Annotated in this window: 23 protein-coding genes; 21 read left to right on the forward strand and 2 right to left on the reverse strand. The window is 56.9% G+C overall.

Going from position 1 to position 25,776, the window contains the following annotated elements; genetic code table 11:
* Positions 1-129: 129 nt before the first annotated feature.
* The 6 genes from tldD to AC2FPW_RS01910 all read left to right on the forward strand — a co-directional run bounded on the left by tldD (position 130) and on the right by AC2FPW_RS01910 (position 7,820).
* Entirely contained in the window at positions 130-1,551 is a 1,422-nt protein-coding gene (gene tldD / locus AC2FPW_RS01885; protein ID WP_496812388.1) for a metalloprotease TldD, read from the forward strand.
* Positions 1,552-1,790: 239 nt separating this feature from the next.
* On the forward strand, positions 1,791-2,918 hold the full coding sequence (gene dprA / locus AC2FPW_RS01890) for a DNA-processing protein DprA (RefSeq protein WP_496812389.1): 1,128 nt from the start codon (positions 1,791-1,793) through the stop codon (positions 2,916-2,918).
* A gap of 180 nt (positions 2,919-3,098) precedes the next feature.
* Entirely contained in the window at positions 3,099-5,726 is a 2,628-nt protein-coding gene (topA, locus tag AC2FPW_RS01895) for a type I DNA topoisomerase (RefSeq protein ID WP_496812390.1), read from the forward strand.
* A 123-nt stretch (positions 5,727-5,849) separates the two neighbouring features.
* Positions 5,850-6,377: a superoxide dismutase family protein gene (locus AC2FPW_RS01900; protein WP_209598181.1), complete on the forward strand. Its 528-nt coding sequence runs from the start codon at positions 5,850-5,852 to the stop codon at positions 6,375-6,377.
* Between the two features lie 112 nt (positions 6,378-6,489).
* A complete protein-coding gene (locus AC2FPW_RS01905) occupies positions 6,490-7,194 on the forward strand; it encodes a CoA transferase subunit A (RefSeq protein WP_209505579.1) in 705 nt (234 codons plus the stop codon).
* On the forward strand, positions 7,194-7,820 hold the full coding sequence (locus AC2FPW_RS01910; RefSeq protein WP_267363038.1) for a CoA transferase subunit B: 627 nt from the start codon (positions 7,194-7,196) through the stop codon (positions 7,818-7,820). The genes AC2FPW_RS01905 and AC2FPW_RS01910 overlap by 1 nt, the downstream gene beginning before the upstream one ends.
* A 38-nt stretch (positions 7,821-7,858) precedes the next feature.
* On the opposite strand, the gene AC2FPW_RS01915 is transcribed toward AC2FPW_RS01910, so the two are convergent.
* Entirely contained in the window at positions 7,859-8,725 is an 867-nt protein-coding gene (locus AC2FPW_RS01915) for a lytic transglycosylase domain-containing protein (protein WP_496812391.1), read from the reverse strand.
* Between the two features lie 353 nt (positions 8,726-9,078).
* Between AC2FPW_RS01915 and AC2FPW_RS01920 the strand changes: the two genes are divergently transcribed.
* The 15 genes from AC2FPW_RS01920 (at position 9,079) to pdeM (ending at position 24,738) form a co-directional block, all read left to right on the forward strand.
* Complete coding sequence (locus AC2FPW_RS01920; RefSeq protein WP_171724432.1) at positions 9,079-9,306, forward strand: Flp family type IVb pilin; 228 nt, start codon at positions 9,079-9,081, stop codon at positions 9,304-9,306.
* A gap of 303 nt (positions 9,307-9,609) precedes the next feature.
* Positions 9,610-9,837, forward strand: a complete 228-nt coding sequence (locus tag AC2FPW_RS01925) for a hypothetical protein (RefSeq protein WP_171724433.1) — start codon at positions 9,610-9,612, stop codon at positions 9,835-9,837.
* Between the two features lie 293 nt (positions 9,838-10,130).
* Positions 10,131-11,009 carry a Flp pilus assembly protein CpaB gene (gene cpaB, locus AC2FPW_RS01930; protein WP_496812392.1) on the forward strand — a complete coding sequence of 293 codons (879 nt, stop codon included), beginning with the start codon at positions 10,131-10,133 and terminating at the stop codon, positions 11,007-11,009.
* Between the two features lie 193 nt (positions 11,010-11,202).
* On the forward strand, positions 11,203-12,609 hold the full coding sequence (locus tag AC2FPW_RS01935; protein ID WP_496812393.1) for a type II and III secretion system protein family protein: 1,407 nt from the start codon (positions 11,203-11,205) through the stop codon (positions 12,607-12,609).
* A 17-nt stretch (positions 12,610-12,626) separates the two neighbouring features.
* Positions 12,627-13,259, forward strand: a complete 633-nt coding sequence (locus AC2FPW_RS01940; RefSeq protein WP_496812394.1) for an OmpA family protein — start codon at positions 12,627-12,629, stop codon at positions 13,257-13,259.
* A gap of 199 nt (positions 13,260-13,458) precedes the next feature.
* A complete protein-coding gene (locus tag AC2FPW_RS01945) occupies positions 13,459-14,694 on the forward strand; it encodes a CpaE/TadZ family protein (protein ID WP_480488504.1) in 1,236 nt (411 codons plus the stop codon).
* 23 nt (positions 14,695-14,717) lie between these two features.
* Positions 14,718-16,163: a TadA family conjugal transfer-associated ATPase gene (locus AC2FPW_RS01950; RefSeq protein ID WP_496812395.1), complete on the forward strand. Its 1,446-nt coding sequence runs from the start codon at positions 14,718-14,720 to the stop codon at positions 16,161-16,163.
* A gap of 11 nt (positions 16,164-16,174) precedes the next feature.
* The gene (locus AC2FPW_RS01955; protein ID WP_267363023.1) at positions 16,175-17,143 is read left to right on the forward strand and encodes a type II secretion system F family protein; all 969 of its coding nucleotides are present in this window, start codon (positions 16,175-16,177) and stop codon (positions 17,141-17,143) included.
* Between the two features lie 10 nt (positions 17,144-17,153).
* Positions 17,154-18,134, forward strand: a complete 981-nt coding sequence (locus AC2FPW_RS01960; protein WP_480586138.1) for a type II secretion system F family protein — start codon at positions 17,154-17,156, stop codon at positions 18,132-18,134.
* A 9-nt stretch (positions 18,135-18,143) separates the two neighbouring features.
* Complete coding sequence (locus AC2FPW_RS01965) at positions 18,144-18,728, forward strand: tetratricopeptide repeat protein (RefSeq protein WP_480586136.1); 585 nt, start codon at positions 18,144-18,146, stop codon at positions 18,726-18,728.
* 29 nt (positions 18,729-18,757) lie between these two features.
* Positions 18,758-19,609 (forward strand): tetratricopeptide repeat protein, encoded by an 852-nt coding sequence (locus AC2FPW_RS01970; RefSeq protein ID WP_267363020.1) that lies wholly within the window; start codon positions 18,758-18,760, stop codon positions 19,607-19,609.
* A 3-nt stretch (positions 19,610-19,612) separates the two neighbouring features.
* Positions 19,613-20,158, forward strand: a complete 546-nt coding sequence (locus AC2FPW_RS01975) for a prepilin peptidase (RefSeq protein WP_480833061.1) — start codon at positions 19,613-19,615, stop codon at positions 20,156-20,158.
* Positions 20,159-20,275: 117 nt separating this feature from the next.
* Entirely contained in the window at positions 20,276-21,583 is a 1,308-nt protein-coding gene (locus AC2FPW_RS01980; protein WP_209505546.1) for a DUF8689 domain-containing protein, read from the forward strand.
* Between the two features lie 40 nt (positions 21,584-21,623).
* Complete coding sequence (locus AC2FPW_RS01985; protein WP_496812396.1) at positions 21,624-24,035, forward strand: ligase-associated DNA damage response DEXH box helicase; 2,412 nt, start codon at positions 21,624-21,626, stop codon at positions 24,033-24,035.
* Between the two features lie 40 nt (positions 24,036-24,075).
* Positions 24,076-24,738: a ligase-associated DNA damage response endonuclease PdeM gene (pdeM, locus tag AC2FPW_RS01990; RefSeq protein ID WP_496812397.1), complete on the forward strand. Its 663-nt coding sequence runs from the start codon at positions 24,076-24,078 to the stop codon at positions 24,736-24,738.
* A gap of 2 nt (positions 24,739-24,740) precedes the next feature.
* Here pdeM and AC2FPW_RS01995 read toward each other — a convergent pair whose 3' ends face one another.
* Positions 24,741-25,334 carry a LytTR family DNA-binding domain-containing protein gene (locus tag AC2FPW_RS01995; RefSeq protein WP_496812398.1) on the reverse strand — a complete coding sequence of 198 codons (594 nt, stop codon included), beginning with the start codon at positions 25,332-25,334 and terminating at the stop codon, positions 24,741-24,743.
* Between the last annotated feature and the right edge of the window lie 442 nt (positions 25,335-25,776).

Raw genomic sequence — 25,776 nt, forward strand, 5'->3', positions numbered from 1 at the left:
AATCGGTCGCACCTCTCCCGTTGTCTTTGGCCGCGTTAAAAACCATATTCCAGCGGGTAGATAAAGCAAAATGCTTGCGTCAAACAGACGCTATTTTTGATCTGGATCAAACCCGAAAGGTCGCAACCCATGCCTGAAGCCCCGTTTCGCCCCTTTGAGAGCGCCCTGCCGCAAGATGAAGCACTGGCCATATTGCGCTCGGCAACGGACGGGGCCGAGGATGGAGAGCTGTTTGTCGAGCGTCGGAAATCCGAATCTCTGGTGTTTGACGACGGGCGGCTTCGCACCGCGTCTTATGACGCATCCGAGGGATTTGGCCTGCGCGCCGTTCAGGGCGAAGTTGCCGGATATGCGCATTCGACTGATGTATCGATTGCCGCGCTGAAACGTGCCGCCGAAACCGCGCGACTGGCGGTTGGCGATGGAGGCGGAACGCTCGCCGAAGCGCCCCGGCCCACGAATACGCGCCTGTACACGGACGAAGACCCAATCGAATCCGCCGCCTTCCCGGTGAAAATCGAAACCCTGCGGGAGATTGACGCCTTTGCCCGCGACCTGGATCCGCGGGTGGTTCAGGTCAGCGCAATGATCGCAGCCGCCGTTCAGGAGGTGGAAATTCTGCGACCCGATGGTGTGACGGTGCGTGACGTGCGCCCCATGACGCGCGTGAATGTCTCGGTCATTGTTGAACAGGACGGGCGGCGCGAAAGCGGATCGGCCGGTGGCGGCGGGCGGGTTGGCCTGAGCGGGTTGATCGACCCTGCCGACTGGCAGGCCAAGGCGCGCGAAGCCCTGCGCATCGCATTGGTCAATCTAGACGCGGTTCCCGCCCCTGCCGGCGTGATGGAGGTTGCACTTGGCCCCGGCTGGCCCGGTATTTTGCTGCACGAAGCCATCGGTCACGGGCTAGAGGGCGATTTCAACCGCAAGGGAAGCTCGGCCTTTGCCGGACTGATGGGACAACAGATTGCATCCAAGGGCGTGACCGTGGTGGATGACGGCACGATTGCCGACCGTCGCGGCTCGATCACTGTGGATGATGAGGGCACGCCCAGTTCGCGCACCGTATTGATCGAGGATGGCATCCTGACCGGCTACATGCAGGATCGGCAAAACGCCCGGCTGATGGGCGTTGCACCCACGGGAAATGGGCGGCGACAGAGCTATGCGCACAAACCCATGCCGCGCATGACCAATACGATCATGTTGGGGGGCGACGCTGATCCGGCGGCTTTGGTGGCAGATATTAAAGACGGCATCTGGGCCGTTGGATTCGGCGGCGGCCAGGTCGACATCACCAATGGCAAGTTCGTTTTCTCGTGCACCGAGGCGTATCGTGTCGAAAACGGCAAGATCGGCGCGCCGGTCAAGGGCGCCACGCTGATCGGTGACGGGCCATCGGCCTTGAAGCGCATCCGCGGCCTTGGCAACGATATGGCGCTGGATCCGGGTATGGGCACCTGCGGCAAGGACGGTCAATGGGTGCCCGTGGGTGTGGGTCAACCGACGGTGCTGATGGACGGGTTGACTGTCGGCGGGTCGGCAGCCTGAGGCGGAAGAGAAGCGCAAAGGCAGGCGCAGGGTTAACCATGCGCCACTTTGATTCGATAGCACTCCAACCGACGCCATTGATTTGAGCGCCGGTTGGAAAATATTCTTTTATTTATTTTCAGACACTTGACCGGTGTATTCCCCGAGAAATACAGATAAATCGCTGCTAATTATCTGCGATTCAGAGGCTGTTAACCCCCTGTCCCGTAAACCAGTTCTGCAATCAGGCGGAGCAACGGATGACCGAAGAGCAGCTTTCTTCCAATCACCCCCCACTCCCACCCACCACGGAAGAGGACCGGTTTTCGTGGCTTCGCCTGTTGCGCTCGCGCAAGGTCGGCCCGGCGACGTTTCGTCGGCTGCTGCGTGAACATGGCTCGGCGCAGAACGCGCTGGCCGCGCTGCCTGAAATGGCACGCGCCGCCGGAATAGATGGGTATGAAACCTGTCCCCCCGGCGTGATCGAGGCGGAACTCAGGGCCGCAGAAGCAGCCAAAGCGCGGCTTTTGTGCCTTGGGTCCGCAGAATTCCCCAACGCGTTGAACGACCTATCCGATGCCCCGCCCTTGCTTTGGGCCATCGGGGATGTGTCGCTGTTGCAGAAACCGGCGATTGCGATGGTGGGCGCGCGCAACTGTTCCTCGCTGGGCGCACGGATGGCGCGTGGTCTGGCGCGCGCCTTGGGTGAAAAGGGACATGTGATAGTCTCGGGTCTGGCGCGCGGCATTGATACGTCGGCGCATATGGCGTCGCTGGACACCGGCACTGTTGCCGTCATGGCGGGCGGTGTCGATGTCATTTACCCGGCCGAGAACACGGAACTGGCGCATAAAATCGCGACCAAGGGACTGCGGCTGTCGGAACAGCCGATGGGCGTGACACCTCAGGCAAGGCATTTTCCACGCCGCAACCGGATCATCTCGGGCCTGGCCCAAGCTGTTGTGGTGGTCGAGGCCGCCGCCAAATCCGGCAGCCTGATCACAGCACGTGACGCCCTGGATCAGGGGCGCGAGGTTCTGGCCGTACCTGGCCATCCGTTCGACGCCCGCGCTGCCGGGTGCAACCTTTTGATTCGGGACGGTGCGACGCTGGTCCGTTCGGCAGACGACGTTGTCGAAGCCCTGCCGCAGCAAGGCGATCTGGTCTTTGCAAACCCCGAGCTGCCGCCCGCCATGCAGCCACGGCCTGCCGTACTGGACTTGCAGGCGCAAATCCTTGAGCGGTTGGGACCTTCCCCTATCGCCGAAGACCAGTTGCTGCGCGATATTGCGGCCTCGGCCGGGGATCTGGGGCCAGCGCTGGTCGACCTTGAACTGGACGGACGAATCCAGCGACAGCCGGGCGGGCTGTTGTCTCTGGCAGGCTGATTTGGACGGAAAACAAGATTGCCCAATCGAACGCTCTGCCTGCGATCAGGTGCGGGTATCACGCTGAAATCACGTCGCTTTTCCGCCTGCCAAAGGAACGCATTGACAATCCCCGCTTGCCCCACACATTTTGCACCACCATAGAAGGCGCCAAATTCGTCGAGCGAGGTTTCCCCTTAAATGCCCGTAGTTGTTGTAGAATCTCCGGCCAAAGCAAAAACAATCAATAAATATCTCGGCCCTGACTACACCGTTCTGGCCTCTTACGGCCATGTGCGGGACCTGCCGCCAAAGGACGGATCGGTGGATCCGGACCATGGATTTTCCATGACATGGGAAGTGGGCAATGACAGCCGCAAACATGTAAAGGCCATCGCCGACGCGCTGAAAGAAGACAACGCGCTGATCCTCGCCACCGACCCTGATCGTGAGGGTGAGGCCATCAGCTGGCATTTGCAGGAAGCGCTGACCAAGCGCCGCTCGATCAAGAAAGACACACCGGTTAGCCGGGTGACCTTCAACGCCATCACCAAAGAAGCGGTGACCGAGGCGATGAAGAACCCGCGCGACGTCGATATGCCCCTGGTCGAAGCGTATCTGGCACGCCGCGCCTTGGACTACCTTGTTGGCTTCAACCTGTCACCGGTTCTGTGGCGCAAACTGCCCGGCGCAAAATCCGCAGGTCGGGTGCAGTCGGTCTGTCTGCGCCTGATCGTCGAGCGTGAGATGGAGATCGAAGCGTTCAAGCCGGTCGAGTACTGGTCGGTTCGGGCCCTGTTCGAGACACCGCGTGGTCAGACCTATGAGGCGCGGCTGGTCACGTTGGCGGGCAAGAAACTGGACAAGCACGATCTGGCCAACGCAACACAAGCCGAACTGGCGGTTCAGGCCGTCACCAGCCGCGCGCTGCGTGTGACTTCGGTCGAAGCCAAGCCCGCCGCGCGCAATCCAAGCGCGCCGTTCATGACTTCGACCCTGCAACAGGAGGCGAGCCGCAAATTCGGCATGGGCGCGCGCCATGCGATGCAGGTTGCGCAGCGCCTCTATGAGGCCGGATACATTACCTATATGCGAACCGACGGGATCGACATGGCACCCGAGGCCGTGACGGCAACGCGCGACACCATCGCGGACCGGTACGGTGCAGAATATGTGCCGGACAGCCCGCGTATGTACAAGAACAAGGCCAAGAACGCGCAGGAAGCACACGAATGTATCCGCCCCACGGATATGACGCGCGATGCCAAGGCGCTGAAGGTCACGGATGAAGATCAGCGCAAGCTTTATGATCTGATCTGGAAACGGACCATTGCCTGCCAGATGGCAGCAGCACGATTGGAGCGCACAACGGTCGAGATTGGCAGTGACGACGGTCAGGTCGGCCTGCGTGCCACCGGTCAGGTAGTATTGTTCGACGGGTTCATGCGCGTCTATGAGGAAGGCCGCGATGATGTCGCTGATGATGACGAAAAGCGCCTGCCACAGATCATGCAGGGCGACCCCGCGCGCTTTTCCAAAACTACGCTGCGTGATCAGTTTGCCAAGGCCACCAGCGAATCGGACAAAGCCGCAATCATGGCCGATAACGAAGCCGTTCTGGCGTTGCAGCATCACACGCAACCGCCCCCGCGCTATACCGAGGCCACTTTGGTCAAGCGGATGGAGGAGTTGGGGATCGGACGTCCTTCGACCTATGCCTCGATCGTGACCACGATTCAGGACCGTGAATATGTGCGCAAAGACAAGAACCGGCTGATCCCCGAGGAAAAGGGCCGGATCGTCACCATCTTTCTGCTGAACTTTTTCCGTCAATACGTTGGATACGAATTCACCGCGAATCTGGAAGAGCAACTGGATGACGTCAGCGCCGGTGATCGTGACTACAAGGATCTGCTGGGCAAGTTCTGGCGTGATTTCTCGGCAGCGATTGGCGAAACATCCGAACTGCGCATATCGGAAGTGCTGGACAAGCTGGACGAGGCATTGGCGCCACAGCTTTACCCCCCGCGCGAGGACGGGTCCGACCCGCGTATCTGCCCGAAATGCGGGTTGGGACAATTGCACCTGAAAACCTCACGCACCGGCGGGTTCGTGGGCTGCGGAAACTATCCGGAGTGCACTTATACGCGGCCTATCGCCGGTGAAGGCGCGGAAGGCGACGAACAATTGCTGGGCGAAGACGCCGGGGATGAGATCTGGCTGAAGTCCGGCCGATTTGGGCCGTATGTCCAGCGAGGCGAACCCACGCCCGAGAACAAGAAGCCGCCGCGCGCCTCGCTTCCACGCGGCTGGAGCAAGGATGACATGGATCTGGACAAGGCGCTGACGCTTCTGTCCCTGCCGCGCCAGATCGGTGAGCACCCCGAAGGCGGCATGATCACCTCGAACTTCGGGCGTTTTGGCCCCTATCTGATGCATCAGTTGGCCGATGAAGCCAAGCCGGTCTATGCCAACCTCAAAGACCCAAACGATGTGTTCGAGATCGGTATGAACCGCGCCGTAGAGCTTTTGGCGGAAAAACGAGCCAATCCCGGTGGGCGCGGGCGCGCAGCGGCAAAAGCTTTGAAAGACCTGGGCGAGCATCCCGATGGCGGCGCGATGCAGGTTCTGGACGGACGGTACGGGCCATATGTGAAGTGGGAAAAGGTCAACGCGACCATCCCGAAAGACATCAAGCCCGAAGACGTGACGCAGGAAATGGCCATCGAACTGGTCAATGAGCGCGCATCCAAGAAGGGCACCAAGAAAAAGGCTGCACCCAATAAGAAGGCTGCCGCCAAGAAGACAGCAAAGAAAGCGGCTGAATAAACCGGACTTTTGACCGGGACATGTCACCAAACGCGCGGGCCGGTTTCTGAATAAAGGAACCGGCCAGCGTGTTTATGGACTGACGCGATACAGGATTGCGTTGTTCAGTAAAGGAGTTGAGACATGTTCAGAACCGCCATTCTTGTTGCGGCGATAAGCGTTGCGGCTGCCACGCAGGGCCAGGCCGCGCATCACGTCAAGTCCGCCACAGCCGAAATCATCAACGCGCAAGGCGACGTCATTGGTCAGGCGAAGGCGACGCAAGGGCCCAATGGTGTTCTGCTGCACGTGCGCGTCACAGACCTGCCGCCGGGAAAACATGGGTTGCACCTGCACAGCCATGGTGTCTGCGAGGCCGGCGAAGGGTTCAAGACGGCCCAAGGCCATGTTGGCAAAGTTGAAGGCGCACATGGTCTGCTGAACCCTGAAGGCCCCGAGCCCGGCGATCTGCCCAATCTATATGTGGGACAGGATGGTGTGGGCGAGATGGAGGCCTTTACAAACCTTGTTTCGCTTGAGGGTAATGGAGATGTATTGCTGGATGCGGACGGGTCAACTTTCATCATCCACGAAGCTGGCGACGATCACATGAGCCAGCCCATTGGCGGTGCAGGTGGGCGCATCGCCTGCGGGATCCTGATCGCCGACTGACACTATTGTCAGCTGAACTACAGTAGAAATACCTGAACCTTCTGGTTTCATTGACTTCCCCATGACGTGGCGGCAAAACCTGCCCATCACCATGTCATTGGGGGAGTTTTCCATGAAGAAAGTCTATGCCAATGCCGCCGAGGCACTCGATGGGGTGCTGACGGATGGCATGCTGATTGCCGCGGGCGGGTTTGGCCTGTGCGGCATTCCCGAACTGTTGCTTGCTGCCATCCGGGATTCGGGCGTCAAGGACCTGAGTTTTGCGTCGAATAACGCCGGTGTGGACGACTTCGGTATCGGCATCCTGTTGCAGACCAAGCAGGTCAAAAAGATGATCAGCTCGTATGTCGGCGAAAACGCCGAATTCATGCGTCAGTATCTGAGCGGCGAGTTGGAACTGGAATTCAACCCGCAAGGAACACTGGCCGAACGGATGCGTGCCGGTGGTGCCGGTATTCCCGGTTTCTACACCAAGACGGGCGTCGGCACCGTGATTGCGGAAGGCAAGGAGCACAAGGATTTCAACGGCGAGACCTATATCCTTGAGGAAGGCATTTTTGCCGACCTGGCTATCGTCAAGGCCTGGAAAGCTGACGACACCGGCAATCTGGTGTTCCGCAAGACCGCCCGCAACTTTAATGTGCCCGCTGCAACCTGCGGCAAGATCTGCGTGGCCGAAGTGGAAGAGATTGTTCCGCGCGGCTCACTGGACCCGGACAAGATCCACCTGCCCGGTATCTATGTGCATCGCATCATTCAGGGCGATCATGAAAAGCGCATCGAACAGCGCACCACCCGCAAGAAGGAGGACGCATAATGCCCTGGGACCGCAATCAGATGGCCGCACGCGCGGCAGAGGAACTGGAAGACGGCATGTATGTGAACCTCGGCATCGGTATTCCGACGCTAGTGGCGAACTATGTCGGCGACAAGGACATCACACTGCAATCGGAAAACGGTATGCTGGGCATGGGCCCTTTCCCGTATGAAGGTGAAGAAGACCCGGACCTGATCAACGCCGGTAAACAGACGATCACCGAACTGTCCCGCACTGCCTATTTCGACAGCGCCACGTCCTTTGCGATGATCCGGGGCGGCAAGATCGCTGCTGCGATTCTGGGTGCCATGGAAGTGGATGAGAAAGGTGACCTGGCAAACTGGATGATCCCCGGCAAGCTGGTGAAAGGCATGGGCGGCGCCATGGACCTGGTTGCAGGCGTTGGGCGCGTGATCGTGGTTATGGACCACACCAACAAGCACGGTGAAAGCAAGGTCCTGAAGGAATGCACTCTGCCACTGACCGGCAAGGGCGTCGTGGATCGCATCATCACCAATCTGGGCGTTCTGGACGTGGTCGAGGGCGGATTGAGAATCGTCGAACTGGCAGATGGTGTCAGTGAAGACGAAATGCGCGCTGCGACCGAAGCGACAATCGTCGGCTGAACAAAAGAAAAGGCCCGCCGGATCGAGGCGGGCCTTTTTCAATTTGAGGTCTGGAACACGCACCCATCTGAAATCAGATCCGGCGGTGTCGCGCACAAAGCCCGCGCGATCTGGAAAGCGGCCAGAACCTTGGGGACATAGTCTCGGGTTTCGGCATAAGGCGGCACGCCGCTGTGTTTACGTACAGCCCCCTCACCCGCGTTGTAACCGGCCAGAACCAGAATCGGATCATTCCCGAACTCTTCCATCAGCCAGTTGAGGTATTTCACGCCCCCGGCGATGTTCTGCGAGGGTTGCAGACTGTCCTTAACACCGAAGCGGGCAGCTGTGGCGGGCATCAACTGCATAAGCCCCTGTGCGCCGGCCGAACTGACGGCATCTGCGCGACCGGCCGATTCAACCGAAATGACGGCCAGCACCAGCGCTGGCGACACATTGGTTCCCACGGTTGACCGCAAAATCTCGATCCCGCGTTCTTTTGCTATGTTTTGCAGCGATTGCAGCCGGGGCGATCTTACATTCGTCGCGGCCAGCGCGTTTATCGCAGCATCAAGCCGCCCGGCCCCACCTTCATCGATATGCGGTGAAATGCGGTCCCAGAATGCCTTGTACGACCCTTTCGGGTCAGGCGCGGCACCGATTCCCGGCACTGTGGGCTGAACCACTTTGGTTCTTGCTATGATTTCTGGAACCACCAGCTCCACCCCTGTGCTGGGGGCTGAGGGCTTGGCCGCGTGTTCCTCGGGTGTGATCTGAATGGTCACGCGAGGACGCTCACCCGGCTTGGGGGCCTTGATCCGCTTGTAAACTCCGCGCGGCTCAATCTCGGTCGCTGACCCGGGTGCGACACCAGATAGTAGAAACGCCAGTACACCGGCGCATTGAAGTGCGTTCCGGAGAGTCATGTGCCTGCCTCATGTATTCTTTTTACGCGATTTGAACCGCGAATCTTCGCCCAAGGCCAGAAAAACAAAGCGAATTGGGGCAATTTCGCCTCATTTGGCGTATATTTGCACCGCTGCGGAGCACTTCGCACCAATCGAAGAATTTTTTTTCCTTTTATTTGCATGGGTTTACGCATTTAGTGACTAAAAAGTTAAGCCGCACGAAAAAAAATCTGTGTTTGGCCCAATTCCTGCCACGCACAACAGGCAAACATTAATCCATACCGAGACGGACATGAGCGGACTGAGAGAGAAAGCTCTGAAGAACGCCGAGGTTTGTTAAACTCTTTTTGATCCTTTAGGAGGGACGTAACATGATCAAGTTCATCAAGAACTTCCGCAAAGACGAAGACGGCGCAGTAACAGTTGACTGGGTTGTTCTGACCGCTGCAGTCATCGGCCTGGCAGCCGTTGCATACCAGCAGATTTCGGCTGGCGCGACCGGCCTGGCAACAGACGTGAACACCGCTCTGCAAGCATCGTCGATCAGCACCGGCAGCAACACCGCAACAGGTGGTATCACAGCTGCAGGCACCAACTAAGCCTCTGGTTTAGCAAGATTTCGAGACCGCGCCTTCAGGCGCGGTCTTTTTTGTTTCAGAAGTACCGGTACTTCTGAGGCAAAAATACAGGCTAATAGACATGACGCCGCCCGACACATCACGAGTGCCACCGAATTAGTCACGCCCTTTTCAGGTCTCACCGCAATAAGGAACACGAGAAAAAGTGCTGAATCTTAGATATCTTCACCAAAATCAACTTTTGGCCTGATTTCCGCCATCCGAACGAACCACTGTTGGGCGACGTTACGGGAAACACTGAATTGTCGTATTGGAGATATGTAGATGCTAAAGTTCCTTAATCGGTTCAAATCGGACGAAGCAGGAGCGGTGACCGTTGACTGGGTGGTTTTGACCGCAGTATTGATCGGTCTGTCAGGCGCGACCTACCTCGTCATCAGCTCAAGTGTTGATGGTATCGGCGGTAACATCAACCAAGCCATGAGTTCCTCTGTTGTCAGCACCGGCTCGAACACCGGGCCTGGCGGTCTCGTCACAGCGGGAACCAACTGAACCACAGCGAGTTTTCACATTCACCCACTTTCCTGAGCTTGTTGGTGAACGTGTAGGGCAAATAAACGCGGCGGCCTTTTTGGGGCGCGGCGTTTGTTTCGTTGTTCTTCGTCTGGCCTGCCGAAAGGAAATGACAGCAGTCGTTTTGCGGAATTGTGCGAAAGCTGACGCAGAATCTAACAAGCAGACATTTTTGTCCCACATTTCGACACAATTTACATTTAACACTTGGGCTGTTTCAAAGTGGCCCTTTGGCCGCTTAGTATCCGACTAAATAAGAAAGAGGTGCATGTATGCGAGCGGTATTCGGACTTGTCCTGATTGTCGGCGTTGCTCTGGCTGGGGGCGCCGTTTACATGGCGCGCAACTATATTGCGGCTTATCAAAGCGAACTGGCACGGCAGAAACAAGCGGCAGAAGAAGCGCTGGCCAATGCCAAAGTCGATGTCATTCCAACGGTAACCGTTTACGTTTCAAATCGTGCGCTGAAATACGGTGAACGCCTGACGCAGGAGGACATTCGCGCCGTAGACTGGCCGGAAAACGCGATTCCCGCAGGTACATTCTCTGATCTCGCTGTGCTCTTTCCCGAAAGAGGCGCCAATGAGCGTTATGTTCTGAGGACCATGGAAAAGGATGAGGCGATCATGGAGGTCAAGATCACACAGCCTGGCGAATCGGCCGGTTTGACCTCTCGTCTTGAAAGAGGTATGCGCGCCTTTGCGATTAGCGTTGACGTGGCCTCTGGTGTTTCAGGCTTCCTGCGCCCCGGCGACAATGTCGACATCTACTGGACCGGATCAAGCGGCACAGTAGAGGGCAACACCGGCGGCATCACCAAACTGATCGAAACCAATGTTCAACTCATCGCGGTCGACCAGACCGCTGGTTCGGACGTCGCAAGCGCAACGATTGCACGCACAGTTACGGTCGCAGCCACGCCGGAACAGGTCGCAGCACTCGCGCAGGCCCAGAACACCGGGCGGCTGTCACTGGCCCTTGTTGGGGTACAGGATGACTCTGTTGCGTCGGCAATCGAGGTGGATCAGCGCAAACTGCTTGGAATAACGGCAGCCGCTCCGGAACCGAAGGAAGAGGTTGAACAGGTCTGCACGACGCGCATCAGACGCGGCGGAGAGATTGTCAACGTGCCTATCCCCTGTACAAATTGACGCCAATTCAGAGTGTTACAAGATCGGAGCCGCATCTCAGATGCGGCTCTTTTCTTGTTGTTGTTGCCAATTCTCCACATAAGGAAAATTCCAGAAACCATTGATTATTGCAATAAATTCGGATTTCGCGCAGTCTCTCTGCACATAGGGCATAAGACCCAAAAAACGAGGCGTGATCGGAGAGGCAGGTCACATGACAATACGTTCCTGGATCAGCGCAACCCTGCTGGGGTTGTCGCTTGTTATGGGCCCGGTCGGCGATGCCGCCTGGGCTGAATCCCTTCGCGTGGTAAAAAAGGGCACAGTGGAAACGCTGGAAGTTCCGATGAACCGCGCGATTGTTGTGGAAAGCGAACAACCGTTTGCAGAGCTCAGCATTGCCAACGCAGGCATTGCGGATATCTCTTCGCTTTCGGATCGCACAATCTATGTTTTGGGTAAGGCCCCTGGCCTGACCACGCTGACACTGTTTGATGGCGCAGGAAATCTGCTTGCCAACGTACGTGTCCGGGTCTCGCCCGATGTAACCGAATTTAAAGAGCGTCTGCGTCAGATCCTGCCAAGCGAGCAGATTGAAGTGCGCACCGCCAATGATGGCATCGTACTGTCCGGCACGGTTTCAAGCGCCGCCAAACTGGCCCGCGCACTTGAATTGGCTGAACGCTACGCGCCCGAACGTGTATCGAACCTGATGTCTGTAGGTGGCGTGCAGCAAGTGATGTTGAAAGTACGCTTTGCCGAGATGAATCGTACCGTTGCCAAAAACCTGACAGCGTCGCTTGGCTTCGGTGGCAGTGACATTACTGGTGGTTTCAACACGCTCAACAACCAGCTTTCGCTGAACAACGCTATCGCAAACAACATCCCAAACGTCCAAACAAACACAGGTGCGATCTTGTTTGGGTTTGGCGCGGGTTCGACGCAGGTCCGCCTGTTGCTGGAAGCGCTTGAAAGCAAGGGGTTGGCCCGCAGCCTGGCCGAACCGAATCTATCTGCTCTGTCTGGGCAAGAAGCGACGTTCCTGGCAGGCGGTGAAGTTCCGATTCCGGTACCACAGGATGACGGCGTCGTAGCAATCGAATATAAATCCTTCGGTGTTGAGATGGATTTCATCCCGCGTGTTGTGGATGGTGACCTGATCAACCTTGAAATGGGAACTGCCGTTTCCAGTATCGATCAAAGCTCGGACTTCACGATCAACGGCGACTCTGTCCCCAGCTTCATTACTCGTCGTGCGACGACCACGATCGAACTGCGCGATGGGGAAAGCTTTGCCATTGCGGGTCTGATTCAGGATGATTTTACTGACCTCAGTAATCAGGTTCCATGGCTGGGAGATGTACCGGTGCTGGGCGCATTGTTTCGCAGCGCGAACTATCAACGCGCACAAAGCGAACTTGTGATCATCATCACGGCGCATCTGGTAACGCCGACACGCGGCGAGGCGCTAGCCCTTCCCACCGATCGTGTCAAACCGCCCAGCGAATTTGACCTGTTCGTGAATGGTCGGGTTGCTCGTACACAGCGTCCCGGAGCCGGCGGAGCATCCGAAGTTGCCAAACAGGACTTCGGCAGCTCGTACGGCTACGTCCTAGATTGATCAGGAGGATAGGACCAATGCAGAAGTGGATCATCACACTGGGTCTTACGGTCGCCGTTGCCGCATGTACGCGCGAGGCCGGATACGAGATCGATGCCGGAACCTTTGGAAACGCGACGTTGAACAATATCCAGGTTCAAAACGGCGAGTTGACCTATGCTCAGATTCTCGGTCGCAGATTTGCCGCGGATGTGCCCAGTCAAGTGAACTTTGCCTTCAACAGTTCGCAACTGGACGCATCAGCGCAAAGCATACTGTTGCAGCAGGCCGACTGGATCAAACAGTTCCCCGAAGCCAGGTTCCGGGTTTACGGACATACGGATGCCGTAGGATCAACCAGTTACAACAAGAGCCTTGGGATGCGCCGCGCACAAGCGGTAGTCGCATTCCTTGAACGGCAAGGAATCTCGCGTTCACGTCTTGAAGCCGTTGTATCCTTTGGAAAAACGCAGCCGTTGATCGCAACACCGAATCGGGATCGCCGCAACCGCCGGACGGTAACGGAAGTTTCTGGCTTTGTTGACCGTCACCCGCAACTGCTGGATGGCAAATACGCCAACGTCATTTATCGCGAATACGTTGAAAGTGCGACCTGGAAGAGCACGATTGAACAGGTTACCGCGACAGATGCCTCTGATGGTGGTGAATAATAAATGCGAAATGGGCGACATCGTCGCCCATTTCCCTACAATTGGTTCTTTTGCGCCCAATTCTTGCCCAACTTCAAAGCAACTTTGTGAACAATAGGGTGACCTGCGGCCAAATTTGACCGTATTGGGGCGACAGCACATCAATCTGGCGGAATTCGTTCATATGACATGCTGAGCCCTCACGACGAGGATAGTGTTTATGACCAGCGCAACGCCGCAAGACGAAAATTCTGCAATCCTGGCCTGCACCATAAGCCGGGATGTCCAGAATTTCGACCTTCTGATTGAAGATATGGAAACCATTCTGGGCGAGCGCTGGGGCGACCTGGGCTTTGCCGAAGCGCTGGCCTTTTTCAGCCAGCCAGAAGCCGAAGCGCTTGAATTCGTTGCATTGGCAATCGACGGGGAAGATGAAGACAACCTGTCATTGATGGGTGAAATCATCACGCGGGCCAAGGAAAAGAAGATCAAGGTCGTCTTGATCGCCGAGGACGTCACACCTGCTTCGCTCCACCAATTGCTGCGCAAGGGTGCGGACGAGTTTGTCCCCTACCCGCTTCCCGAAGGTGAATTGCAGGAAGCGGTAGAACGCATGAAGCAGCCCGATCCGGTTGCCATGGCGCAAGCCGCAGCTGTTCCATTGGCAAATGGCGAATCAAAGGAAGGCGCGTTGTTCGTCGTTCAGGGACTTGCTGGTGGCGTGGGATCCACGACTTTGGCGGTAAACCTGGCCTGGGAACTGGCCTGTGCCTCGGACAAGGATGCCCCGTCTGTCTGTCTGATCGATTTGGATCTGCAATACGGCACGGTTTCAACCTATCTGGACCTGGCACGCCGCGAGACGGTGTTCGAAATGCTGTCGGATACGGATTCGATGGACAGCGAGGTTTTCTCACAAGCTCTTCAAACTTATGAAGAAAAACTGCAGGTCCTGACTGCACCATCCGACATGGTGCCATTGGACCTGATTACCCCCGAAGACATCCAGCGCGTGATTGACGTGGCGCGCACGCATTTCGACTATGTGGTTGTGGATATGCCCAAAACGCTGGTCTTGTGGTCGGAAACGGTCTTGCAGGCGGCGCATGTATATTTTGCAATGATTGAGCTTGATATGCGCTCGGCTCAGAACGCCCTGCGCCTCAAGCGCGCGTTGCAGGCCGAAGAACTGCCCTTCAACAAGCTGCGCTTTGCGCTGAACCGGGCCCCAAAATTCACCGATTTGAATGGAAAAAGCCGCGTGAAACGTATGGGGGAAAGCCTTGGCATCTCAATTGACCTGCTGCTGCCTGATGGGGGCAAACCTGTCATGCAAAGTGGCGACCATGGTTTGCCGCTGGCCAATTCAGCCGCCAAGAACCCGCTTCGCCGGGAAATCGCGAAGCTCGCCAAATCACTTCACAGCCTTGGCAGCAGCAGCGCTGAAGCTGCGTAACATCATCCCAAGGGGGGATCGCCGTGTTTTCAAGATATAAAAAACAGCCAGCAGCGCAGCCCGTCAAAGCGGCAGCGCAGCCGGTCGAAACGGCGGCACCTGCCGCACAAGCTGCCCCCAGCCCCGCTGCAACGGCCATCGTACGCAAACCTCAGAAAAAAACGGCCGAGGTTGCCGGGGCCGATCGTGATCGAAAACGCAAAGAGCGGCTGAGTGAGATCAAGATCGAACTGCACCGCGAGTTGCTGGAGAACCTGAACCTGGCAGCTTTGGAAACCGCAGCCGAAGCGGAGCTACGGGCCGAAATCAGCGCAATCGCCAGCGAAGTTCTGGAAACCAGAAACATCGTTCTGAATCGCGACGACCGATCACAGCTGAACAAAGAACTTTATGACGAAGTAACAGGCCTTGGCCCGCTTGAGACGCTGCTGCAGGACGATAGTGTCAACGATATTCTGGTCAACGGACCGCATCAGATTTTCGTGGAACGTGCCGGTAAGCTGGAAATCAGCGACATCACGTTCAAGGATGAAAAGCACCTGATGCGGATCATCGATAAGATCGTGTCCGCGGTAGGCCGTCGAGTCGATGAATCCAACCCCTATGTTGACGCCCGACTGGCCGATGGATCGCGATTCAACGCCATGGTGCCCCCTATCGCGGTTGATGGGTCTCTGGTTTCGATTCGTAAATTCAAAAAAGACAAGCTGGGTATCGATGATCTGGTCAATTTTGGTGCGTTCACCGAGGAAATGGCTGCCTATTTGCAAGCTGCCGTGTCGACCCGACTGAACGTTATCGTGTCGGGCGGTACCGGTTCCGGTAAAACGACTACGCTCAACGCTCTGTCCAGCTTTATCGACGATGCCGAACGCATCCTGACCATCGAGGATACAGCGGAACTTCAGCTGCAACAGACGCATGTGGGCCGGATGGAAAGCCGACCGCCCAACGTGGAAGGCAAAGGTGAGGTCAGTCCGCGCGACTGTCTGAAGAACGCCTTGCGTATGCGACCTGACCGCATCATCGTCGGCGAGACACGCGGCGCCGAGGTGATCGATATGTTGCAGGCCATGAACACTGGCCACGACGGTTCGATGACCACGATCCACGCGAACTCGGCCCGGGATGGGATTTCACGTCTGGAAAACATGATCGCGATGGCCGGCATCGAAATGCCCATTAAGGCCGTCCGCAGCCAGATCGCAAGCGCTGTGAACCTGATCGTTCAGGCCAGCCGATTGCAGGACGGTTCGCGCCGGATGACCTCGATCACCGAAATTACCGGTATGGAAGGTGACGTGATTTCAATGCAGGAAATCTTTCGTTTTCAACGTGTTGGCCTGACACCTGACAACAAGATCATCGGTCACTTTACCGCAACTGGTGTGCGCAGCCACTATTCGGAACGCTTCCGTCTGTGGGGGTTTGATCTGCCCGCATCCATCTACGACCCAACCACAATGTAGGAGAACCGGGTATGCAATTGCCTATGGAGGCGATCATCTATGTCGCCATCTTTGTGGGGGTTCTTGCCCTGGTCGAGGGCATCTATCTGGTTGCGTTCGGCAAATCCATCAGTCTGAACAGCCGGGTCAACCGGCGTCTGGACATGCTGGAAAAGGGTGCCGGGCGCGAACAGGTGCTGGAGCAGCTGCGCAAGGAAATGCAGCAGCACATGAAATCACAGAGCATTCCTCTGTATTCGCTGCTTGCTGACAAGGCTCAAAAAGCCGCCATTGCGTTTTCACCCCGTCAGCTGATCATGATCATGGCTCTGGTCTCGGCCATGGCGTTTGTCGGTCTGAGCATCGGTACCGCGACGGATACGGCGCTGCGCATCGCGATTTCAATCGCCATCGGTATTGGCGGTGTTTACGCGTGGGTAAACCACAAGGCCAAGAAACGTATGGGCATGATCGAAGAGCAACTGCCTGACGCGGTTGAGCTGATGGTGCGTTCGCTTCGTGTGGGTAATCCTTTCGTTTCGACAATTCAGGTTGTTTCCAACGAAGTTCAGGATCCGCTGGGAACCGAGTTTGGTATTATCGCGGATGAATGCGCCTATGGACGCGATGTGGGCGAGGCGCTCAAAGATATGGCCGAACGTCTGGACATGCAGGATCTTCGGTTCCTCGCGGTTGCTGTGGGTATTCAGCAGCAGTCCGGTGGTAACCTGGCTGAAATTCTGGCTGGATTGGCACAGGTGATCCGCGCGCGGTTCCGCCTGTTCCGGCGCGTCAAGGCGATCACGGCCGAAGCCCAATGGTCAGGTAAGTTCCTGTCTGGCTTCCCAATTGCGTGTCTGATTTTCATCCTGGTCAAGGATCCGGGGTATTATGACGAAGTGTTGGATCACCCCTGGTTCATCCCTGCGTGCTTCGTTGTCGGCATTTTGCTGACACTGAACCTGATCGTCATGAAGATCATCACCAACATCAAGGTCTGAGGGCAGCACAATGGAATTTCTGACCAACATCAATGACCTGCTGACCCAACACCTGGGTGAGTTCGGCCCCCTGATCGTAGTGGGTGTACTTGGCCTGATCATGGTTCTTGTCGCTGTCTCACTGATCATGAGCCAGCCGGAAGATCCTCTGAAAAAGCTTCAGCGGTCGAATGCGGCGCCCCGGGCGACGAAAAAAAGCAAGAAAGAGCAACTGCGTAACTCCAGCCGCAATGAGCAGCTTGAGAAATTCGCGACTTTCCTGGAGCCGAAAAACGAAGAAGAGTATTCGGCGGTTGAGCTGAAGCTGCGTCAGGCGGGATACCGGTCAAAAGATGCGGTCCGGTTCTTTCACTTTGCGCAGTTTTCGCTGGGTATCATTGGTATCGTTGTCGGTGTTCTGCTGATTACGGTCCTGTCAAACGGTCAGGAATTCACCGGCCAGCAGATGATAATTCGGGTATTCGTGCCAGCCGCAATCGGTTATTTCGCGCCGAAATACTGGATCACGCGCCGGGTCGAAGCACGCAAAGAGGCGATTACCGCAGGCTTTCCAGATACGCTTGACCTGATGCTGGTCTGTGTTGAGGCCGGACAATCGCTGGACCAGGCCATCGTGCGCGTGTCCGGTGAAATGAAATCCTCCTACCCAGATATTGCTCAGGAATTCGAAACCGTCGCACACGAGATGAAAGCCGGTAAGGACAAAGACACTGTTTTGCGCGATTTCGGAGTGCGCTGCGGTGTACAGGACGTGAACTCATTCGTCACCGTGATGATCCAGTCGGCGACTTTCGGTACGTCCATTGCCGAGGCATTGCGGGTTTACGCCTCAGAGATGCGTGACAAACGCGTGATGCGCGCCGAAGAGGCTGCGAACAAGTTGCCTACCAAGATGACTCTTGTCACAATGATGCTGACAGTTCCGCCACTGCTGATCATTCTGGTCGGCCCCTCGGCGAATGTCATTTCGACTTTCGGGCGCGCAGGATGATAAAACCCTATGAAAGCTGAATTCTGGTGCTTCCCTTCCGGGTTTCGCCGAATACTTAAGGCCACCGTGGTTTGCACCATGGTGGCTTCTTGCACAGAAGGCCTTTCGCCGAACGGCCTGGATGCGCCGGGAGTTGATCCCAGGGGACAAGCAGAAGACAATATCGAGGTCGGAAACCGGCTGATGGCTGCCGGTGAATACGAACTGGCGCTTGATACCTTTACACGCGCCGCGCTGGACCAGGGTATGACGACACAGGTCCTGACCTCTCTGGGTACGGCCAATCTTGGGTTGCGGCGTTTAGGGCAGGCTGAGAAATTGCTGCGCCGCGCCGTGGAAGGCGATCCGGATTGGCCTGTTGCATGGAATAATCTGGGCGTTCTGCTGATGGAGAAACAGGAGTACCCCGAAGCGGCGCAGGTCTTTCAACGGGCTTACGCGCTGGACAATGGCGAAAGTGACGCAATCCGCGACAATCTGCGCTTAGCACTCGCAAAAATGGAAAATCCTGTTAATAATATCCCGCAAGAACAACAAGAATTTACACTGGAGCAGCTTGGCGACGGGCAATTCGCGCTACGCAAAATCCAGTAATCGAGGCAAGAGCAGTAAAGGACGCAAAAATGCGCCAGCAATTCTTGATTCCGGCAGTTATTGTCAGCGGTCTGATCCTTTCGGCCTGTGCAAAGGAAACCGAAGAGGAAAAGGTGGAACGGACGTTTCAGGAAGTGAACGTCATTGACGAAACCAACCTGAACGATGTGTTGTTGAGTGCCGCCGACCCGAATGAGGCGGTGACGTATTTCCACGGTGCCACACTCAAGAACCCTGATCGCATCGACCTTCAGCGCGGATTGGCAATATCCTTGGGACGCGCAAAACGCACCACCGAAGCGGCAGCAGCGTGGAAGCGCGTGACGACAATGAAGGGTACGAACGCCGCAGACAAGGTCGAGTATGCCGATGCGCTGGTGCGAAATGGCGACTGGTCTCAGGCCAAAACCGTTCTGGATTCGGTTCCCCCAACGTTCGAAACCTTCAAACGCTACCGTCTTGAGGCGGTGGTCGCGGATTCCCGGAAAGAGTGGAAGCGGGCTGATCATTTCTATGAAACGGCCGTTGGGCTGACCACCCGCCCGGGCAGCGTGATGAACAATTGGGGGTATTCGAAACTAACCCGTGGCCAGTATGCCGAGGCCGAACGCCTGTTTACCGACGCAGTCCGTCAGGACAGCTCTTTGTTCACTGCCAAGAACAATCTGGTGCTGGCCCGGTCAGCGCAGGGCAACTATAGCCTTCCTGTGGTGCCGATGACCCAGGTTGAACGGGCGCTACTGCTGAATACGATGGGTATTTCCGCAGTCAAACAAGGCGACGTGGAAACCGCGAAAAACCTGTTCCGCGAGGCTATTGCCACTCATCCGCAACATTTCGATGAAGCGGTTCGCTCGCTTCGTGCGCTTGAAGAGGCCTGACACATGCAAATCCCCGCTGCGGCGGCGGCATGGTTCCTGCCCTTCGTGCTGCCGATCTGCTTTTACGTGGCCTTCACGGATATGCGTGAGATGCGGATCAAGAACCATGCAGTTGTTGCCCTGGCGCTGATTTATGTCGTGGTCGGGCTGATTGCCATCCCGCCCTGGTCCACCGGTGCGGTCAGCGGTCATCTGTTGCTGATCAATGTGTCGATGCCAATCTACTTCTGGCACCTTCTGCATATCCCTGTTGTGTTGATTTTCGGCATTCTTCTGAACGCGTCAGGAGCAATGGGCGCGGGTGACGCGAAGTTTCTTGCCGCGTCCGCGCCATTTGTCTGGCTTGGCGATCTAAAGCTGGTGCTTCTTATTCTGACCGCCTGTATTCTGGCTGCCGTGGTCACGCACCGTTTGGCGAAAATCACAAGGTTGCGCACCATTGCGCCACATTGGGAAAGCTGGGATCGGGGCAAACAGTTCCCCATGGGTTTCGCACTGGGTGGCTCGCTGGCCATGTATCTGATTCTGGGTACTGTTCTCGGTTCGTAAACTATCATCAGCGCGCCTTGCCGCTGCCTTTGTCCCGCCACAAAGCTGGGTCACTTTTCCTTCAAGTCGCCCTTATTCGGGCAGTTGGCGTTACAATTTGACGAACGAGCACCGCGCATGAATATGCAGACTTCCTCTGTTATGGCCCCCCCTGCCCCGAAGGGGTTAGGCGAAATGAAGCTTCCGCTGGTGATGATGCGGGATATTTTGCTGAAGACCATATTCCGCAAGAATGCGAGCACAGTGTCAGAAGTTTCTGCAGCCATATGTCTGCCCGGCGCTGTCACGCAGGAACTGATCGATATCGCGCGCGAACAAAAATTGCTTGAGGCTACGGGGACGCTGAACGCCAACAGTGGCAACGAGATGGGATATCAGCTGACTGATGCCGGCAAGGCCCGCGCACTGGATGCCCTCAGCCAGTCCGAGTATTTCGGTGCGATGCCCGTGCCGCTGGATGTCTATCGCGAGCAGGTCAAGCGCCAGTCGATCCGCAACATTCAGGTCACGCGCGACCAGTTGACCAATGCCATGGGCCATCTGGTTCTACCCGACAGCTTGCTGGATCATCTGGGCCCGGCGGTCAGTGCAGGCCGGTCGATCCTGATGTATGGCCCGCCGGGCAACGGTAAATCGTCCATCTCGAACGGCATTCGCGATGCGTTGGGGGACAATGTCTATGTACCCTATGCCATCGAATATGCGGGGCAGGTGATCACAGTCTACGACCCGATCGTGCATACCGCGATCGAGCAGGAGGCCGACGACCCGAACAGCCTGCGCCGCCGCAAGCGGTTCGACTCACGCTATGTACAGTGTGAACGCCCGACCGTGGTCACCGGCGGTGAACTGTCGCTTAGTATGCTGGACCTGGTCTACAACCCCACGGCAAGAACCTATCAGGCACCGCTGCAGCTGAAATCCACCGGCGGCATCTTTATCGTGGACGACCTTGGCCGTCAGGCCGAACCGCCGCAGGCGCTGGTCAACCGCTGGATTGTTCCACTGGAAGAGAACAAGGATATCCTTGGCCTGCAATCGGGTGAGAAATTCGAAGTTCCGTTTGATACGCTAGTCATTTTCTCGACCAACTTCCACCCGAACGAGATCTTTGACCAGGCGGCCCTGCGCCGGATCTTCTTCAAGATCAAGATCGACGGCCCGAATCAGGAAAACTTCCTGAAGATCTTCGCCATGGTTGCGCGCAAACGCGGGATGCCGCTGGATGAGGCGGCGCTGGTGCATTTGCTGAAGGTCAAGTACCCGACCATCAACAATATCTACGCCAACTATCAACCGATCTTCCTGATCGACCAGATGATCTCGATCTGCGAGTTCGAAGGCATCCCCTATCAGATGAGCCCGGAACTGATCGACCGGGCCTGGGCCAACATGTTCGTCAAAGACGAGAAAATCGTCAAATAACGCCGTGCCATTACCACTCCGGGGCGGGTAGTCTGCGTTCATGACGCAGATTCCCGCACGGATTGCCGCGTGGTTTTCCACCAAAGGCTGGTCCATCCACCCGCATCAGCAAGAGATGCTCTACCGCGCATGCAGCCCGGCGACACTATTGATTGCGCCCACCGGTGGCGGCAAGACCATGGCCGGATTTCTGCCGTCGCTGGCTGAACTTGCGGATGCTGATCACAATGGATTGCACACAATCTATGTCTCGCCGCTCAAGGCGCTGGCAGCGGATATCAAACGTAACCTGCGCACCCCGGTGGATGAGATCGGTCTGCCTATTCGGATCGAGGATCGCACCGGCGATACCTCAGCCACGCAAAAGAAACGCCAACGGGCCGATCCGCCCCACATCCTGCTGACCACACCGGAAAGTCTGGCGTTGCTGACCTCGTACGAGGATGCGCCGCGTATGTTTGAAGGGGTGCAGCGGATCATCGTTGATGAAATCCACGCACTGGCTGAAAGCAAGCGCGGGGATCAGCTGATGCTGGCGCTGGCACGTCTGCAACGCCTCAATCCCGATCTGCGCCGCGTCGGATTATCGGCGACGGTGGAAGATCCTGCTGCGATTGCCCGCTTTCTGGCCCGCCATCCTAATCCCTGCCAGATTGTACAGGCCGACCCCGGCCCGGACCCGGATATCCGAATGCTGGAAACGTCACAGATGCCACCCTGGTCTGGTGGTGGCGCGGCTTATGCCATCCCAGCTGTGCTGGAGCAGATCAAGCATCACAAGACCACGTTGATCTTTCACAATACGCGCGCCCAGGCCGAGATATTCTTTCACAATCTTTGGCTGGCCAATGATGACGGTCTGCCCATCGGTATCCATCACGGCAGTCTGGACCGACAACAGCGCGAGCGGGTCGAGGCGGCGATGGTTCGGGGCGACTTACGCGCCATCGTCTGCACCGGTTCGCTGGATCTGGGCATCGATTGGGGGGATGTCGATCTGGTGATCCAGATTGGCGCGCCAAAGAATGTCAAACGGCTGGTGCAAAGGATCGGACGGGCCAACCACCGCTATAACGCACCTTCCAAGGCGCTTTTGGTGCCTGCCAATCGCTTCGAAGTGGTCGAATGCGTCGCCGCGCTAGAGGCCGCCAAAGCCCATGAATTGGATGGGGAACCCCGCGGTCGCGGCCCGCGCGATGTTTTGTGCCAACATATCCTGATTGCCGCCTGCGCCGGGGCGTTTAACGCAGATGATCTGTATGCCGAGATGACATCCGCCGGGCCTTACGCTCTACTGACGCGGGCCGAGTTTGACGCCTGCCTGAATTTCTGCGCCACCGGCGGCTATGCTCTGCAAGCCTATGATCGCTGGCAAAGGCTGCAACACCGCGCCGACGGGCAATGGCAGCTGCGCGACCCGCGCGCCGCATCGCGAATTCGTATGAACCTGGGCACTATTCAGGACACGGATACGCTCAAGGTTCGTCTGAAACGCAACCGGGGCGGCAAACCCTTGGGTGAGGTGGAAGAAGCGTTCGCTGCCTCGCTGACACCCGGCGACACTTTCTTGATCGGCGGGCAATTGGTGCGGTATGAGGGGCTGCGCGAGATGGTGGTCGAAGTCACGCGGCGCGCTGACCGAAAGCCAAAGATTGCGACCTTTTCGGGCACGAAATTCGCAACCTCAACGCAACTCAGCGACCGCATCCTGAACATGTTCGCCCAAACTGACTGGCCACAGCTTCCGCCTCACACGTCTGAATGGCTGGATTTGCAGCGCCAGATGTCCCGCCTGCCCCAGCGTGATCGGCTGCTCATTGAAAGCTTTCCCAGCGACGGGCGTGAACATCTGTGCGTCTACGGATTCGCTGGGCGCAACGCGCAACAAACACTGGGCCTGCTGCTGACCAAACGGATGGAGGAAACCGGTTTGGCCCCGCTGGGGTTTGTCGCCACGGACTATGCCACGTTGATCTGGGGTCTGGACGCGGTTACCGATCCCCGCCCATTGCTTCAACCCGATGCGCTGCGCGATGGGCTGGACACCTGGCTGGCAGGCAACGCCGTTATGAAGCGCACGTTTCGTGCATCGGCCACCATTGCGGGTCTGATCGAACGCAACATGGCAGGGCAGCGCAAAAGCGGGCGGCAGGCTACGTTTTCGTCGGACATCCTGTATGACACCTTGCTGAAATACGATCCCGATCACCTACTGATGCAGATCACCCGCGAAGAAGCCATGCGCGGGCTTGTCGATTTCGGTCGGATCGAAACAATGCTGGCCCGAATTGGCGACAGAATTGATCTGGTGCGGCTCGAGCGTGTCTCGCCCCTGTCAGCGCCTCTGTTTCTGGAGGTTGGCAAAGTGCCGGTGAAAGGCAGTGCCGAAGAAAGGCTTCTGGCGGAGGAAAGCGCACGGCTGCTGCAAGCGGCGGGGTTGGAACAGCTTTGATCTGCTTGCGCCGGGCTCTGAAACAGGTCAAGAACGTATCATGAACGAACTTGAGTTTCCGTTTGCAGGTCAGCGCCTGTGTGCTTTGCCTTCCGGTGCGCTTTGGTGGCCAGACGAGAACCTGCTGTGCGTGTCGGACCTGCATCTGGGCAAATCCGAGCGCGTGGCGCGGCGTGGTGGGCCTTCGCTTCCGCCTTATGACAGCCGCGAAACGCTGGACCGCCTGAAGGACGACCTGGGGCATACGAACGCCAAAAACATTGTATGTCTGGGCGACAGCTTCGATGATCTTGAGGCTGCCCGGGCGCTGCCAAAATCAGAAATGCTAAGGATCGCGACCTTACAGTCCGGACGTCAGTGGATCTGGATTGAGGGGAACCACGATCCCGGTCCTATTGAGATGGGTGGAACCCATCTGTTCGAATGGCACCGTGGCCCGCTTGTTTTCCGTCATATCGCGCAGGATCCCGCGCGAGGAGAAGTTTCCGGCCATTACCATCCAAAAGTCCGGATCAGGGTCAAGGGACGTCATATTTCACGCCCCGCCTTTCTGCTGAACGATCATCGCCTGATACTTCCGGCATATGGCACCTTTACCGGGGGGCTGCGCAGTTCGGATCATGTGCTGTCGGCACTCATGGGATCGCAGGCGATGGCGATTCTCACAGGTCCGCATCCGCATATGATGCCAATGCCACAATAGGTTCAAATCAGGCCGTCCTGTTCCAGCAACGGCTTGTATTTCCGGCTGACCGGAACCAGATCTCCATTGACCAGTTTCAGAAAGGTTTTGCTGCCTTCTCTTTCGACACTTGCAATGGATGCGTCGGTGACCCAATGCGAACGGTGCGAACAATGACCCGGGACAGGCTCCATCTCGGCGATTGCATCTGTGAAACGCGACCGAAGCGTGAAGGTGCCTTCTGAGGTGACAACATCTACGTTGTGATCCCGAACAGTCAGGCGATAGATCTGCCCGTTGAACCTGGGCGGCAAGCGTTTGACAAGGCGTGGTTTTTCAGGATCGGCTTCAGTATTTGCCGAGGCATTCAGGTCGTTACGCTGAACAAGCATCAAGCCTGTCGCGAACAAAGCGCCGTACACGACAACCCGTTCGGTATCTGGCACCATACTTCCACCAAGGATGTAAAGTGCCCAGGCTAGCATCCACAAAGAAGGCGTGAACAACGCCACGGTCAAGACAACATATGTCAGGTCCCGTGCCAGAAGGTTCAGAAGTGCAAAATTCTTCTGCATCAGCTTTCGGACCAGCCCGGTAACCGTCAGAGCAAGGAGCATTACCCCGGCCCAGAATACAAGCCGCAATCCAAATGACAGGTCAGAATCAAGAAAGGGTGGAAACGCATATGCAAGTAAAGGAAGAAAGACCAAACCCGCTGCCACACGCTGCGGTGAAAATGCCTTCTGTATTATACTTATTTTAGACGTCATACCGCTTTTGTGCATGAATTAGCATAGCTCAACCCGAATGCCTCAGACACAATAGTGTCTTCACCTGTAACCAACTGGGAATACAGGGATATCATGAATTGTTCGGCTGTCAAACCCATTCAGGCTGCTTTGCCCATGCTCTCATGGGGCGGTCTGGGGGCGGTTTGGCAAGAACCTTGCCTGCCAAAAAAAAGGGGACCGGTTCGACGAATCCGCTCCGGCCCCCGTGTTTATCAGGCGGTCAGGCCTTCTGGTTCTGGGAGTTTGTTTGCGCGGCAGCAGGCGGTGA

Source organism: Ruegeria sp. SATB027, assembly GCF_059613825.1.

Excerpts from the sequence above, each read along its gene's own strand:
- tldD (WP_496812388.1), top strand. The coding sequence starts at position 130 with ATGCCTGAAGCCCCGTTTCGCCCCTTTGAGAGCGCCCTGCCGCAAGAT.
- dprA (WP_496812389.1), top strand. The coding sequence starts at position 1,791 with ATGACCGAAGAGCAGCTTTCTTCCAATCACCCCCCACTCCCACCCACC.
- topA (WP_496812390.1), top strand. The coding sequence starts at position 3,099 with ATGCCCGTAGTTGTTGTAGAATCTCCGGCCAAAGCAAAAACAATCAAT.
- AC2FPW_RS01900 (WP_209598181.1), top strand. The coding sequence starts at position 5,850 with ATGTTCAGAACCGCCATTCTTGTTGCGGCGATAAGCGTTGCGGCTGCC.
- AC2FPW_RS01905 (WP_209505579.1), top strand. The coding sequence starts at position 6,490 with ATGAAGAAAGTCTATGCCAATGCCGCCGAGGCACTCGATGGGGTGCTG.
- AC2FPW_RS01910 (WP_267363038.1), top strand. The coding sequence starts at position 7,194 with ATGCCCTGGGACCGCAATCAGATGGCCGCACGCGCGGCAGAGGAACTG.
- AC2FPW_RS01915 (WP_496812391.1), bottom strand. The coding sequence starts at position 8,725 with ATGACTCTCCGGAACGCACTTCAATGCGCCGGTGTACTGGCGTTTCTA.
- AC2FPW_RS01920 (WP_171724432.1), top strand. The coding sequence starts at position 9,079 with ATGATCAAGTTCATCAAGAACTTCCGCAAAGACGAAGACGGCGCAGTA.
- AC2FPW_RS01925 (WP_171724433.1), top strand. The coding sequence starts at position 9,610 with ATGCTAAAGTTCCTTAATCGGTTCAAATCGGACGAAGCAGGAGCGGTG.
- cpaB (WP_496812392.1), top strand. The coding sequence starts at position 10,131 with ATGCGAGCGGTATTCGGACTTGTCCTGATTGTCGGCGTTGCTCTGGCT.
- AC2FPW_RS01935 (WP_496812393.1), top strand. The coding sequence starts at position 11,203 with ATGACAATACGTTCCTGGATCAGCGCAACCCTGCTGGGGTTGTCGCTT.
- AC2FPW_RS01940 (WP_496812394.1), top strand. The coding sequence starts at position 12,627 with ATGCAGAAGTGGATCATCACACTGGGTCTTACGGTCGCCGTTGCCGCA.
- AC2FPW_RS01945 (WP_480488504.1), top strand. The coding sequence starts at position 13,459 with ATGACCAGCGCAACGCCGCAAGACGAAAATTCTGCAATCCTGGCCTGC.
- AC2FPW_RS01955 (WP_267363023.1), top strand. The coding sequence starts at position 16,175 with ATGCAATTGCCTATGGAGGCGATCATCTATGTCGCCATCTTTGTGGGG.
- AC2FPW_RS01960 (WP_480586138.1), top strand. The coding sequence starts at position 17,154 with ATGGAATTTCTGACCAACATCAATGACCTGCTGACCCAACACCTGGGT.
- AC2FPW_RS01965 (WP_480586136.1), top strand. The coding sequence starts at position 18,144 with ATGAAAGCTGAATTCTGGTGCTTCCCTTCCGGGTTTCGCCGAATACTT.
- AC2FPW_RS01970 (WP_267363020.1), top strand. The coding sequence starts at position 18,758 with ATGCGCCAGCAATTCTTGATTCCGGCAGTTATTGTCAGCGGTCTGATC.
- AC2FPW_RS01975 (WP_480833061.1), top strand. The coding sequence starts at position 19,613 with ATGCAAATCCCCGCTGCGGCGGCGGCATGGTTCCTGCCCTTCGTGCTG.
- AC2FPW_RS01980 (WP_209505546.1), top strand. The coding sequence starts at position 20,276 with ATGAATATGCAGACTTCCTCTGTTATGGCCCCCCCTGCCCCGAAGGGG.
- AC2FPW_RS01985 (WP_496812396.1), top strand. The coding sequence starts at position 21,624 with ATGACGCAGATTCCCGCACGGATTGCCGCGTGGTTTTCCACCAAAGGC.
- pdeM (WP_496812397.1), top strand. The coding sequence starts at position 24,076 with ATGAACGAACTTGAGTTTCCGTTTGCAGGTCAGCGCCTGTGTGCTTTG.
- AC2FPW_RS01995 (WP_496812398.1), bottom strand. The coding sequence starts at position 25,334 with ATGCTCCTTGCTCTGACGGTTACCGGGCTGGTCCGAAAGCTGATGCAG.